Raw genomic sequence first — 13,623 nt, 5'->3', positions numbered from 1 at the left:
CCGATCGGGCACGGTCTGGTCGTGAGACCGCCGTCGCCCCGCGCCGCCCACCTGCCGCCGCTGCCCGCCACCGCCGACCTGGTCGTCGTCGGGGCGGGGATCGTCGGGCTCGCGCACGCCCTGGAGGCGCACGCCCGCGGGCACTCGGTGCTGGTGGTGGAGCGCGACCCGCGGCCCGACGGCGCGTCCGCCCGGCGCAGCGGCCACGTCGCCGTCACCACGCAGGACGCCGCGACGCTGTCGTGCGCGCTGGCGTCGCGCGAGCGCTGGCTGAAGCTCGGCCGGGAGGCCGGCTTCTGGGTCAAGGACACCGGCGCCGTCGTCGTGGCGCGCTCCGAGGACGAGCTCGCGGTGCTGGACGACCTCGTGGCCGCCCGCGACGGCGACGCGCTGCTCCTCGACGCCGCGCAGGCAGGCCGGCGTGCCGGGCTGACGAGCGCGGGCGACGTCGTCGGCGGCGCGTTCCTCCCGCTCGACCTGCGGGTCGAGCCGCGCGACGCCCTCCGGGCGCTCGCCGCCGCGCTCGACTCCCGGCCGCGCGCCGACGTCGCGTGGTCGACGACGGCGCTCACCTTCGAGGCCGGCACGGGGCGCACGCTGGTGCGCACGTCGCGCGGCGAGGTCGTGGCGCGCCGGGTGCTGGTCGCCGTCGGACCCGACCTGGACCGGTTCTTCCCCGACGAGGCGGCGCGCGCCGGGCTGCGGCCCGACGTGCGGCAGGTGCTCCGGGTGGCGACGCCGGGCCGCCGGCACGACGCCGCCGGCCCCGCGGTGCTGGGCGGCACGACCCTCCTGCGCGATGCCGCCACCGCGCACTCCCCCGCGCTGGCGGACGTGCGCGAGCGGCTGCGCACGAGCGCCCCGGAGCTGCTCGATGCCGGCGTCCACCTCGCGTTCACCCCGCACGGCGACACGCTGCTCCTCGGCGAGGCCCGTCGCACGGACGCCGACCGCCGCGACGGCGCCGGCCTCGACCGCGACCCCGAGCGGTCGGAGACCGCCGACTCGCTGCTGCTGCGCGAGGCCGAGGCCCTGCTCGGGCGGCCCGTCGAGGTGCGGCGGCGCTGGTCGGTGCCCGACCTCGCGGTGCCCCGCCCGCGCCGCGGGCCGTTCGCCGGCACGCCGTTCGTCGTCACCGACCCCGCACCGGGCGTCACCACCGTGACCGTCGCGGACGGGCTGGGCACGACGACGGCGCTCGGCCTCGCGGCGAAGGTCGTCGACGGCCTGCTGTAGTCCTCAGCCGCCCAGCCCCGCGCGGATCGCGGCGAGCGCGCGGTCGAGCTCGGCGTCGTCCACCCCGCCGAACCCGACGACGACGCCGGTGACCTCGGCGGTGCGGCACAGGTCGGACAGCAGGGGCAGGTCGAAGCCCGCCCGCCGCGCGGCGTCGCGGGCCGACAGCGCGGCGTCCGGCGGCAGCAGCCACGTCGAGTACATGCCGGCGGACGTCGCGGCCGGCGCGGCGTGCGGCGCCAGCACCGCGGCGACGCGGGCCGCCCGCTCGGCGTACACGCGGCGCGCGGTGCGCAGGACGGCGTCGAGCCAGCCGTCGCGCAGCAGCGTCAGCAGGGCCCGCTGCGTGGGCCACGCCGCGACGTCGTGCACGACGTCGCGCTGCCGCACCACGTCGTCGAGCATCGCCGGGGGCGGCACCAGCCACCCGATCCGCAGCCCGGGCGGCGCGGACTTCGACGCCGTGCCGAGGTAGGCGACCCGGTCCCGGCCGAGCGCCGCGAGCGCCGGCACCGGGGCCACGTCGTACCGCAGCTCGGAGTCGTAGTCGTCCTCGACCACCACGGCTCCCGTGGCCCGCGACGCGGCGAGCAGCGCGCGGCGGTCGTCGGCGGGCATCACCCGTCCCAACGGGTGCTGGTGCGCCGGCGTCACGTACGCGGCGGCCAGCCCGCGCAGGGCGCCCTCGTCGTGGCGGGCCTCGGCGGGCAGGTCGACGACGGTGCGGCCCACGGCGTGCGCCGTCGCGACGGCGGCCCGGTAGCCCGGGTCCTCGATGCCCACGGGACCCGCGGGCAGCACGCCGAGCAGGTCCCGGAACCCGGCCGTGGTCCCGGCGGTGACCACCACCTCGTCGGCGTCCACGACGAGGCCCCGGGTCCGGCCGAGGCGTTCCGCGAGCGCCGCCCGGAGGTCGGGCAGACCGCACGGGTCGTCGTACCCCCGCGGCGGCGCGGTCGCCGACACCTCCCGCCATGCCCGCCGCCACCCCGCGCGGTGGCGCGGGTCGATCCACGGCTCGCCCGTGCTCAGGCGCACGAGGCCGGTGGCCGGCCCGGCGGCCCGTCGCGGTCCGGTCGTGGGACGGGGCACGGCGTCGGCGGCGACGAAGGTGCCCGCGCCGCGGCGTGCGGTCAGCCACCCCTCGGCCATGAGCTGGTCGTACGCCTGCTCGGCCACCGAGCGGGCGACGCCGAGGTCCGCGGCGAGCGCACGGGTGCTGGGCAGCCGGTCGCCGCGCCGCAGGGTGCCGCGGGAGACCAGGTCGCGGACCTGGGCGGACAGCTGCGCGCCGAGCGGGTCGCGGCCGCCGCGGTCGAGGCGGACGGGCAGCGCGGACATCAGGACTCCTGACCTGGGCGGGCGACAGCGGCCCCCGAAAGCGGCCTGTCGAAAGAGGCCTGTCGAAAGTGGCCTGTCGAAACGTGCGAGGAATGGCTCGTGACGACGGGCCACCCAGGGTTCACGGTAGTGCCATGGACGCCCTCTCCCCCACCCCCAGGTCCACCGTCCGGCGCGGCCGGAACCGTGCCGTGGCCGACCGGGCCGCGCTGCACGCCCTGCTCGCCGACGGGCTCGTCGCCCACCTCGGCGTCGACGTCGGCGAGGGCCCGGACCGGCACCCGGTGGTGCTGCCCTGCGCCTACGCCGTCGACCTCGACGGCCCCGACGACGACGGCACCCTGTACGTGCACGGGTCGGTGGCGGCGCGCTGGCTGGCCGGGGCGACCGACGCGACCGTCTGCGTCACGGTCACCGAGCTCGACGGCCTCGTGCTGGCGCGGTCGGGCTTCCACCACTCGATGAACTACCGGTCGGCGGTGGTGATCGGCACCGCCCGCCTCGTCACGGACGACGCCGAGCGCGCCCGCGCCCTGGACGCGATCGTCGACCACATGGCGCCGGGCCGCTCCGCGACGCTGCGCCCCGCCACCCGCAAGGAGCTCGCCGCGACGGCGGTGCTGGCCGTGCCCCTGCGCGAGGCGTCGATGAAGGCCCGTGCCGGCGCGCCCGTCGACGACCCGGCCGACGTCGCCGCCGGGGGGTGGGGCGGGCACGTGCCGGTGCGGCGCGTCGTGGGCGCCGCCGTCCCCGACGCCGACACCCGCGAGCCGGTCCCGGCGCACGTGGAGCTCTTGACGGACTCGCGCGAGGTGGTGCAGTCCTCCGCGAGGTAGTTCGCAATCCCGCGAGGTAGCTCCGCGCTACCTCGCGGGGTCGTGGACTACCTCGGCGGGGTCGTGTCGTCGCGGTCCGCCATCTTGGCGAGCATCTCGTTGTACGCGGTGAGCTCGGCGTCGCCGTCGCGGTCGGCCTTGCGGTCGCGGCGGCGCGCCTCGCGCTCGTCGGACGTCGTCCACTGCACGGCGACGGCGATGGCGAGCGCGAGCGTCGGCAGCTCGCCGATGCCCCACGCGACGCCGCCGCCGCGCTGCTGGTCCTCGATGGCGGGCAGGCCCCACGGCCGGCCCATGTTGCCGAACCAGTCGGCGACGAGCAGCGAGGTGCCGGAGGTGAGCACGACGCCGAAGAAGGCGTGGAACGCCATCGTCGCGAAGAGCAGCAGCAGCCGCTGCGGGTAGGGCGGGCGCTTCGGGCCCGGGTCGACGCCCACCAGCGCGTTGGCGAACAGGTAGCCGACGAGCGTGAAGTGCACGATCATCCACACGTGCCCGGCGTGGTTGCGCAGCGCGAACTCGAACGCGGGCGTGTAGTAGAACGCGATCATGCCGCCGGCGAAGAGCACCGCGGCCACCACGGGCCGGGCGATGAACTGGCCGAACCGGGAGTGCACCAGGCCGAGCACCCACTCGCGCGGCCCGCGGCTGCCGTCCTTGCGGGCCGGGATGGCGCGCAGCAACAGCGTGACCGGGGCGGCCAGCACGAGGAACAGCGGCACCAGCATCGCGAGGATCATGTGCTGCACCATGTGGCCGCTGAAGATCACGTGCCCGTACACGGCAGGGCCGCCGCTGGTCACCCAGAACATCACGACCATGCCCAGGCACCACGACACGGTGCGCCCCACGGGCCACTTGTCCCCCCGGCGCGCGAGCCGCAGCACCCAGCGCAGGTAGACGACCAGGCCCGCCACGCACGCGAACGCCAGCAGCGGGTCGAGGCTCCACTCGGTGAACCAGCGGGCCATGGTCGGCTCGGGCGGCAGCGCCTGGCCGGTGAGCTGGAAGGCGGGGGTGACGTCGACCGGCACCTCGTCCGGGACGGGCGGGGCGGTGGACCCGAGCGCCACGGCGACGCCGGAGACGGCACCGATGACGAGCAGCTCGACGGCGAGCAGCCGCCAGAAGAGACGGCGGACGGCGCCGGCGGACCCGGCCCGGCCGAGCCGGTCCACGACCCACATCCGGTGCGCGAACCCGAACCCGCCCAGCGCCACCATGAGCAGCGCCTTGACGAGCAGCAGCACGCCGTACGGGGTCAGCAGGTCGCCCCAGGACTCCATGCGGAGCCACGCGTTGAGGATGCCGGAGAGGCCCACCGCGGCGAAGCACCACCCCGCGACCGGGGAGAAGCGCGCGACGGCGGCCGCGGCGGTGCGACCCTCGTCGCGCCCCTCCTCCCGCGTGAGCACGGCCACGAGCAGCGCGCCCAGGCCGCCCACCCACACGGCGGCGCCGACCAGGTGCAGCAGCATCGCGCCGACGGCGAGCTCGTGGTTCGCGGCGCCGGACGCGTGGCCGGTCGTGGACTGCATGGCGAGGGCCGCGAGCGGCAGGACCGTCGTCCACAGCGCGCCGACGGGCCCGCGGACCGCCATCGCGAGCGCGGACGTGAGCGCGGCGACCACGATGATCGCGAGGTAGAGCCGGCCGAGGTCGAGGTCGGTGACGAACTGCGCGAGCCCCTGCCCGAACGCCGGCGAGGCCGGCGAGGTCCCGGAGATGTTCGCGTACCGCAGCACGAGCTGGAGGACGGCGGCCACGGCCCACACGGCGCTGGCGGCGCCGGCCGTCGTGAGCACCCGCGTCTGGGTGCGGCCGGGTGGCACCAGGCACGCCGCGACGAGGAGCGAGCCGACCGTCACGGAGACGCCCAGCTCCGTGAGCACGGTCGTCACGGGCAGGCCGTAGCGCACGATCGCGCCCGGGTCGGTGAAGCCGCTGAGGGCCTGGAACGCGCCCGAGTAGGCTCCGCCGCACAGCACGGCGAGGACGGCGGCGAGGACGGCGGCGGGCCCGGCGGCGACGAGCCACCAGGGCCGCGGCGGCACGCTCGGGGTACCGCCCGGCCGCTGCACGGCGGGGGCTGCGGAGGTCACCCGTCCAGCCTATGGGCGGCGGGCCGCGCCCCGGGACGCCCCCGGTGTGAGATCACCTGTCCCGGGCACCTTCTTCCCAATCCAACGATTATCGATTAGTGTCCCAGACGTCCCTCCACACCGGACGTCATCCACAGTCGTCAGCCCGAGCGCCCGGAGACGCGAAGCAGCGTCCCCGGCGGGCGGCAACCCGAGAGGATCAACGATGATCAAGCACCGCACCCTGGCGAGCGTGGGCACGCTCACGGTCGCCGCCCTCGCGCTCACCGGCTGCGCCGGCTCCGACGACGACGGCGGCTCCGGCGGCACCACCGAGGTGAGCATGCTCGTCAACGTCACGCCGAACCTCACCGAGGAGTACTGGAACGAGCTGGTCAAGCCGTTCGAGGACGCGAACCCCGACGTCGACGTCGTCATCCAGAACCCGGGCGCCGAGGGCGTGACCGCCGCGCTCCCCCGCCTCCTCACCGCGGGCGACGCACCCGACGTCGTGCAGTCGCTGCCCCCGACCACCGACCTCGCCCCCGAGCTGGTGGACCTGTCCCAGTACGACTGGGCGACGTCCGGCCCGCTCGCGGACCAGTACTCGATCGACGGCAAGTACTACATGGCCGGCATCGGCTTCCAGCTGCAGAGCCTGTGGTTCTACAACAAGACCGCGTTCGAGGAGGCCGGGATCGCCGAGGTCCCGACCACCGTCGACGAGCTCACCGCCGCGCTCGGCAAGCTCAAGGACGCGGGCTGGACCCCGATCCAGACCAGCGGCGACTGGGCGACCAGCCACTCGCTGCAGACGCTCGGCCTCCCGTCCGTCATCGGCCAGGACCCGGAGTGGTTCGCCCGGATGAGCGCGGGCGAGGCCACCTTCTCCGACACGTACGGCGACGCCGTCGCCACCTACGCCGACTGGGTGGCGAAGGGCTACGTCCCCAAGGACGCGCTGGGCATCAAGTACCCCGACGCCGAGCAGGCCTTCCTCTCCGGCAAGAGCGCGATCTACCCGATGGGCAGCTGGTTCGCCGGCACCGAGGCGAAGGCGGAGGAGAAGGCCGAGATCGGCGTCTTCCGCGCCCCCGCCGTCGACGGCGTCGCCAGCCCGGCCATGGGCGCGAACATCGCCAGCCCGTACTCGATCCTCAAGGCGAGCGAGAGCCAGGACGCGGCGGCGAAGCTCGTCGAGTTCCTCGTCACCGACCAGGACGCCGTCGCCAGCCAGCTCGAGGTCGACGGCAACTTCCGCGACGGCTACGAGTACGAGATGGACGAGCTGGGCAAGGAGCTGCTGCAGATCGTGGCGGACACGCCCGCCGAGGCGTACACGCCGACCGGCCAGGGCTACGGCGAGCGCACGCTGCCCACCGGCTACTCGGACGAGATCAACGCGCAGACGCAGGCCCTGATCGGCGGCACCGCCCCCGACAAGGTCGACACCGCGATGGACGGCTGGTTCGCCTCGACGATCGGCTGACGCCGACCGCACCCCACCCGCCCGGGCGCGGCGACGCCGCCGCGCCCGGGCCCGCACCACCCATGGAAGGCCCTGCGATGGCAACCCTCACCGCGACGCGCACGGTCCCGCCCGTGCGCCGACGCCCCGCGGCGCGCGTGTGGCGCGACCGCCTGCCCGGCATCGTCATGGGCGGCCCCGCCGTCCTCGTCTTCCTGGCGATGTTCATCGTGCCGATGGTCCTGGCGTTCGTGCTGAGCCTGACCGACTGGAACGGCTACAGCCTGAACTTCACGTTCATCGGCTTCGAGAACTACGCGGAGGCCTTCCGCAACCCCCGCACCGTGGACGCGGCGGTCTTCACCGGGGTCGTCGCGTTCTGCGGCACGGTCCTGTGCAACGGCGTCGGGCTGTTCATCGCCGCGCTGATCGCCGGCAACGGCCGCGCGAACACGCTGCTGCGCACGATCTTCTTCTACCCGTACATCATCAGCGCGCTGATCATCGGGTTCCTGTGGTCGGCGATGCTCTCCCCCGAGGGCGCGGTGAACGGCCTGCTGGGGCACCTCGGCGTCGGGCCGGTGCCGTTCCTCACCGAGGTCGCGTTCGCGAAGGCGAGCGTGATCCTCACGATCGTGTGGTCGCACTTCGGCTTCAACATGATCCTGTTCCTCGCGGGCATCAAGTCCGTGCCCACCGAGTACTACGAGGCCGCCACCGTGGACGGCGCCTCCAAGTGGCAGCAGTTCCGCAACGTGACGCTGCCGCTCATCGCCCCCGTGTTCACCGTGAACCTCGTGCTCACGCTGGTGGGGCTGCTCAAGGTCTACGACATCGTGCTGGCACTGACCGACGGCGGCCCCGCCGGGTCCACCCAGACGATCGTGTACCAGATCCTGCGGGACTCGTTCGCGAACTCGGAGCTCGGCTTCGGCGCGGCGCAGTCCGTGGTCCTGCTGCTCGTCACCGCCGTGCTGGGCCTCGCGGTCACGTTCGCCCGGCGCGGCGCGGAGAAGAAGGTGGCCGACTGATGGCGACGACGACGCACCCGACGACCCCCGTGAGCCCGCCGTCGGCCCCGGCGCCGAGCGCGCCGCGCCCGACGTCGCGGTCCCGACGCCGGCCCGCCCCGGGCGCGGGCACGATCCTCAAGTGGGTGGTGCTGGGCCTCGGCGCGCTGGTGATGCTCGTGCCGCTGTACATCATGGTGATCAACGCCTTCAAGCCGCAGGACGCGATCATCTCCTCGCCGCTGGCGATCACCCCGGACACGTTCAGCCTGGAGTACCTGCAGGCCGCGCTCACCAGCGAGAAGTTCAACGTGGTGAAGGCCTACGGCATCACGCTGCTGTTCGTGGCGCTGGTGAACCTGTGCGGCATCGCGCTCGCCGCGCCCGTCGCGTACGTCATCGCGCGCGGCCGGTCGAAGTGGCACCTGGGCCTGCTGCTGCTCTTCGTGTCCGGCCTGTTCATCCCGGGCCAGGTGACGCTGATCCCCGTCGTCTTCGTGCTGCGGGTGCTCGGGCTCATCAACACGATCCCGGGCTTCATCCTGTTCGAGACGGCGGCGACGCTGCCCGTGACGATCTTCCTGTTCGCCGCCTACCTGCGCACCGTGCCGCGCGACATCGACGAGGCGGCCGCGCTGGACGGGGCCGGCAAGATCCGGGCGTTCTGGTCGTGCATCTTCCCGATCATGAAGCCGGTCGTCGCGACGATCGTCGTGCTGAACTCCATCAGCGTCTGGAACGACTTCGTCAGCCCGCAGATCATCCTGGGCCCGAGCTCCGGCATCTACACCGTGACGACGGGCGTGTACGCGGCGGTGGGCGAGTTCTCCACCGACTACACGACCGTCTTCCCGACCCTGCTGCTGGCGGTGAGCCCGGCGATCCTGTTCTTCGTCCTCATGCAGCGGCACATCATCGGCGGCCTGGTCGCCGGCGCGACGAAGGGCTGAGGCCGACATGAGTGAGACGACCGACCCCCGCGTCCCCACGACGCCGCTGCACGAGGTCCCCGCCTGGGCCGTGCTCGAGCGCCGCCTGTTCGACGCGACGGAGGAGGCCTGGCGCCTGTTCTCCGCGCGGTACACCGGGCCCGACGGCCGCATCCTGCACGCGGGCGGCTTCGAGCACCGCGACGGCGTGGACGACCTGTACGAGCCGTTCTTCAACTGGCCCGCGTTCTACGCCCTGGGCGGCAGCGACGAGGTGCTCGCCGCCGCGAAGCACCACTTCGAGGGCGTGACGGCGCAGCTCACCGAGGGCGGCATGCTCACCGGCGAGTACGAGAACGGGTACGACTGGTTCCACCAGGGCGAGTCGCTGCTGTTCTTCTACGGCCTGTGCGCCGCCGACCCGGGCGACGACCGCTTCGCCGAGCGCGCCCGCCGGTTCGCCGCCCTGTACACGGACCCGGCGCACGGCAACTACGACCCGGCCCGCAACATCGTCACCGCGCCGCACAACGGTGCGCGGGGCCCGCTGCCCGGGCTGGGCACCGAGTGGCTCACGTACCCGGCGTCGCTCGACTACATGGAGGCGTACGGCCTGCCGCTGCACGGGCTGCCGGGGATCACGCGGTGGTCCGACCTGGAGGACCCGGCGCACGCCCGGCTCATGGGCGACGAGCTCCAGCGCCGGGCGGCGGGGGACACCGCGGTCAACCTCGCCGCGACGTCCCTCGTGGTCAACCGCTGGCTGTACGACGGCGACGCCGCGTCCGCCGCGTGGGTGGCGCGGTACGTCGACGGCTGGCGCGAGCGCGCCGCCGCGGCGGGCGGCCTCATGCCGGACAACGTCGCGCCCGACGGCGTCGTCGGCGGCCTGCACGACGGCGCCTGGTACGGCGGCCACTACGGCTGGACCTGGCCGCACGGCCTGCACTCGGTCGGCATGAGCACGCTGATCGGCGCGATCAACGCGTCGTTCGTCTCGGGGGCCTCCGGGGCACGCGACGACGGGCCGCTCGACCTCGTGCGCACCATGCTCGACACGGCGCTGGACCACGCGATCACCGCGCCCGTCACCGAGACCCCGTTCAGCCTGCGCGGCAGCTGGCTGGAGCGGCTGGGCCCGCACGCCGCCGAGCCGGCCACGCTCGTGCCGTACCGGTTCGGCGCCGACGGCTGGTTCGACTTCGGCCCGCTCCAGCTCGACCTGCCCACCTGGCTGTGGTGGTGGACGCGCGACGACGCCGATCGCAAGCGCCTGGACCGGGTGCTCGACGGCATCCCCGGCTCCGACGAGGTCCGACCGTTCCGCGACAAGGTGGAGGCCGGGCACGAGGGGCCGTGGCTCGCGTTCCTCGACGGTTCGCTGCCGGACTATCCGGAGCGCGCGCTGTCGATGGCGCTGGGCCAGCTCGCCCGCCGCGTCGCCGTGATGGACGCCGAGCCCGTGGACCCCGAGACCGTGCACCTGCACTTCTGGCAGCGCGCCAACCCGGTCGTCACGGAGGTGCTCGGGCAGCTGATCACCGGCACCCCGCAGACGCTGTACAACGGCGGGCTGCCGTTCGCCGCCGTGGCCTACACCGACGCCGACCGCGGCCGCCCCGGCCTGCCGCCGGACGTCGCGGCGCTCGTCTCCGGCCTCGACCGCGACGCGGACGGCACGGGCCGTGTCGAGCTCGGCCTCGTCAACCTGTCCCCCACGCACGCCCGGCGCGTGCGCGTGCGGCCGTCGCGGTTCGGCGAGGAGCGCCTGACGGGCGTCGTCACGCGCGGTGAGGACGGCGGCGTCTGGCCCGGCCCGTCCACGGCGTCGGCCGGCCGCGCCGGCATGCGGACCGCCGCGACCCTCCCGCTGGACGCGCCCGACCTGCTCGTCGAGCTGCCGCCGTCGCACCGCGCCGACGTCGTGCTGCTCACCGCACCCGCCGGCAGCGCGCCGCGTCACCAGCAGCCGCGCCACCAGCACCACCTGCACCACGAAGGAGCCCGACCATGACCGAAGCCCTCGCGCCCGTCGACACCGTGCCCACCGACCCCGGCGCCGGCCTCGTGCGGCCCGAGATCACGCTGCCCGTGCGCGGCGGGTCCTACGAGCGCGCGGACGTCGAGACGCTGGAGCGGCTCGGCCAGGTCTCGTCCGCGACGGCCTGCGCGAAGCTGCACGGACTCGGCATCCGGCACTCGTTCGTCGAGGGCCCGCGCCCGCTCAGGCCCGGGTACCGCGTCGTGGGCTCCGCGCTCACGCTGCAGTTCATGCCGCAGCGCGAGGACCTGGCCGCCGGCGACGAGCAGGAGTACGTGGAGCGGCACACGGCCCTGTGGCACGTGCTCGAGGCCGTGCAGCCCGGCGACGTGCTCGTGATCCAGGCGTACGGCAGCCGGTTCTCGGGCTGCGTGGGCGACATCCTCGCGCGCTACTTCCAGCGCAAGGGCGGCGCCGGCATGGTCGTCGACGGCCGCATCCGCGACTCGGGCAAGATCGCCGACCTCGGCCTGCCCGTGTGGTCGACCGGCGTCACGCCGCACTACGCCTCGCAGTCGGAGCTGTTCCCCTGGGCCTACGACGTGCCCGTCGCCGTCGGCGGCGTGCTGTGCATGCCGGGCGACCTCGTCGTCGCGGACGACGACGGCCCCGTCATCGTCCCGCGCGCGATGGCGGACCAGGTGGTCGAGTCCGCGCAGGACCACGAGGAGTGGGAGGTCTTCAGCCGGCGTCGCCTCGACGAGGGCGCCCGCCTGAGCGACTACTACCCCCTGACCCCCGACACCCGAGGGGAGTTCGAGGCATGGCGTTCCGCGCAGGGCTCCGCCCGCTGACCTCGACGGGTGCGGCCGACGCCGCCGGGGACGTCGCGGCGACGCTCGCCGCGTCGTCGTTCGGCCTCGGCTGCGCGCCGATCGGCAACCTCTTCACGCCGGTGGCGGAGGCCGACGCCGAGGCGACCGTCGGCCGCGCGCTCGAGCGCGGCCTCCGTTTCTTCGACACGGCGCCGCACTACGGCGAGGGCGTCAGCGAGCTGCGGCTCGGGCACGCCCTGGCCGGCGTCGACCGGGACTCCGTCGTCATCGCCACCAAGGTGGGTCGCGTGATCGTCGACGCCGACGGCGCGCCCGTCCCGTCGGGCGGCACCGGCGGCCCGGGCGGCACGACGGTCGGCGACCTCGGCCGCGACGGCGTGCTGCGGTCGCTGGAGGGCAGCCTCGCGCGGCTCGGCACCGACCGCGTCGACCTGCTGTACCTGCACGACCCGGCCGACGTGGACGAGGCGCTGCGTGGCGCCCTGCCCGCGATGCTCGACCTGCGCGACCAGGGCGTCGTGCGGGCCGTGGGGGTCGGGATGGGGCGGAACGCGCCCGTGGCGCGGCTGGTCCGCGAGGCCGCCGGCGCGCTGGACGTCGTCATGCCCGCCGGGCGGGTGACCCTGCTCGACCGCACCGCCCTGGACGACCTGCTCCCGGCCGCCCGCGAGCGCGGGGTCGGCGTCGTCGCGGCGGGGGTCTACAACTCCGGGGTGCTCGCCGACCCGGTGGCGGCGCCGTTCTTCGACTACCACCCGGCGTCGCCGGAGCAGGTGGACCAGGCGCTGCGGATGGCCGCCGCGTGCCACCGCGAGGGGGTCGACCTGCCCACCGCCGCCGTCCGCTGGCCGCTGCTCGTCCCCGGCGTCGAGGCCGTCGTCGTGGGCGCGCGCACCCCCGCGGAGGTGGACGTCTTCGCCGACGCCGCCGACGCCGTCGTCCCCGACCGCCTGTGGACGGAGCTCGACGCGATCGCGAGCTCTGCCGAACAGGCGGTTGACACCGTTATCGGGTCGCATGGCACCGCATAACGGTGTCAACCGCCTGTTCGGCGAGAGCGTGAACGGGGTCGTGGACGCGCACGTGCACCTGTGGGACACGGCCGCGTCGCGGATCTCGTGGTTCCGGGACGACCTGGATCTGCCCGCCCGCGTCGGCCCGGAGGACCTGGCCCGCGCCGTCGCGACGTCGCCGGTGCCCGTCCGGGCCGCCGTCGCCGTGCAGGCCGCGGACACCGAGGGCGAGGCACGTTGGCTCGCGCGGCAGTCGGCGGGGCACGGGCCGCTGCCCGGCCCGGTCGTGCTGCAGTACGACGCCCGCCCCGACGACCCCGGCGCTTGGGCCGGCATGGCGCAGCCGCTGGTCGACGACGGCGTCACCGTCGCAGGGATCCGGCTCGCCGTCCCGGGCGGCGCGGCGGACCTGTCCGACGTCGCCGGGCTGGACGCGCTGTGCGAGGGCCTCGCGGCGTCGGGCCGCGTGCTCGAGACGCTGGTGCGCCCGGACCAGCTCCCGGCCGTCGCCGCGCTGGCCGGGCGGCACCCGCACCTCGACCTCGTCGTCTGCCACCTCGGCCTCGGCACGGGCGACCCCGACGCGTCGTGGCGCGACGCCCTCGCCGCCGTCGCCGCCCGCCCCCGCGCGCACGCCAAGCTGTCGGGCGTCCACACCACGGCTCCCGACGACGCCGGGCGCACGGCCGCCGCCGCCCGGGTCGCCGTCGACCTGCTCGGCACCGGGCGGCTGCTGTTCGGCAGCGACTGGCCGATGTCCGCGCGGGTCGCCCCGTACGCGCAGATCGTCGAGCGCACCGCCGCCGCCCTCCCCCCGCTCGACGACGCCGCGGCGACGGCGGTCTGGTCCGGGACGGCGGCGCGCCTCTACGGCGTCGCCGCGGGGTGAGCG

11 protein-coding genes are annotated in these 13,623 nt (G+C 75.0%); 9 read left to right on the top strand and 2 right to left on the bottom strand.

Annotated features, from left to right (window positions below):
- The first annotated feature begins 21 nt into the window (after window positions 1-21).
- Entirely contained in the window at window positions 22-1,236 is a 1,215-nt protein-coding gene (locus ACFQ80_RS04800) for an FAD-dependent oxidoreductase (protein WP_430562763.1), read from the top strand.
- A gap of 3 nt (window positions 1,237-1,239) precedes the next feature.
- On the opposite strand, the gene ACFQ80_RS04795 is transcribed toward ACFQ80_RS04800, so the two are convergent.
- Window positions 1,240-2,577 (bottom strand): PLP-dependent aminotransferase family protein, encoded by a 1,338-nt coding sequence (locus ACFQ80_RS04795; protein WP_430562762.1) that lies wholly within the window; start codon window positions 2,575-2,577, stop codon window positions 1,240-1,242.
- 134 nt (window positions 2,578-2,711) lie between these two features.
- Between ACFQ80_RS04795 and ACFQ80_RS04790 the strand changes: the two genes are divergently transcribed.
- A complete protein-coding gene (locus ACFQ80_RS04790) occupies window positions 2,712-3,413 on the top strand; it encodes a pyridoxamine 5'-phosphate oxidase family protein (RefSeq protein ID WP_430562761.1) in 702 nt (233 codons plus the stop codon).
- Between the two features lie 47 nt (window positions 3,414-3,460).
- Here ACFQ80_RS04790 and ACFQ80_RS04785 read toward each other — a convergent pair whose 3' ends face one another.
- Window positions 3,461-5,515, bottom strand: a complete 2,055-nt coding sequence (locus ACFQ80_RS04785; protein WP_430562760.1) for a cytochrome c oxidase assembly protein — start codon at window positions 5,513-5,515, stop codon at window positions 3,461-3,463.
- A 205-nt stretch (window positions 5,516-5,720) separates the two neighbouring features.
- Here ACFQ80_RS04785 and ACFQ80_RS04780 point away from each other — a divergent pair, with 205 nt between their 5' ends.
- The 7 genes from ACFQ80_RS04780 (at window position 5,721) to ACFQ80_RS04750 (ending at window position 13,620) form a co-directional block, all read left to right on the top strand.
- Window positions 5,721-6,983 carry an ABC transporter substrate-binding protein gene (locus ACFQ80_RS04780; protein ID WP_430562759.1) on the top strand — a complete coding sequence of 421 codons (1,263 nt, stop codon included), beginning with the start codon at window positions 5,721-5,723 and terminating at the stop codon, window positions 6,981-6,983.
- A gap of 77 nt (window positions 6,984-7,060) precedes the next feature.
- Window positions 7,061-7,993: a carbohydrate ABC transporter permease gene (locus ACFQ80_RS04775; protein WP_430562758.1), complete on the top strand. Its 933-nt coding sequence runs from the start codon at window positions 7,061-7,063 to the stop codon at window positions 7,991-7,993.
- On the top strand, window positions 7,993-8,922 hold the full coding sequence (locus ACFQ80_RS04770; protein ID WP_430551634.1) for a carbohydrate ABC transporter permease: 930 nt from the start codon (window positions 7,993-7,995) through the stop codon (window positions 8,920-8,922). Before ACFQ80_RS04775 ends, ACFQ80_RS04770 begins: the two co-directional genes overlap by 1 nt.
- A 7-nt stretch (window positions 8,923-8,929) precedes the next feature.
- On the top strand, window positions 8,930-10,915 hold the full coding sequence (locus ACFQ80_RS04765) for a hypothetical protein (RefSeq protein WP_430562757.1): 1,986 nt from the start codon (window positions 8,930-8,932) through the stop codon (window positions 10,913-10,915).
- Window positions 10,912-11,736, top strand: a complete 825-nt coding sequence (locus ACFQ80_RS04760) for a ribonuclease activity regulator RraA (protein ID WP_430551632.1) — start codon at window positions 10,912-10,914, stop codon at window positions 11,734-11,736. Before ACFQ80_RS04765 ends, ACFQ80_RS04760 begins: the two co-directional genes overlap by 4 nt.
- Entirely contained in the window at window positions 11,706-12,749 is a 1,044-nt protein-coding gene (locus ACFQ80_RS04755) for an aldo/keto reductase (protein WP_430562756.1), read from the top strand. The genes ACFQ80_RS04760 and ACFQ80_RS04755 overlap by 31 nt, the downstream gene beginning before the upstream one ends.
- On the top strand, window positions 12,736-13,620 hold the full coding sequence (locus ACFQ80_RS04750) for an amidohydrolase family protein (protein WP_430562755.1): 885 nt from the start codon (window positions 12,736-12,738) through the stop codon (window positions 13,618-13,620). Before ACFQ80_RS04755 ends, ACFQ80_RS04750 begins: the two co-directional genes overlap by 14 nt.
- Window positions 13,621-13,623: the final 3 nt, after the last annotated feature.

Source organism: Isoptericola sp. NPDC056578, from assembly GCF_042793275.1.
Taxonomy (GTDB): domain Bacteria; phylum Actinomycetota; class Actinomycetes; order Actinomycetales; family Cellulomonadaceae; genus Isoptericola.
The sequence above is the reverse complement of the archived record's forward strand: the minus strand, read 5'-3'. Positions and strand labels throughout refer to the sequence as shown.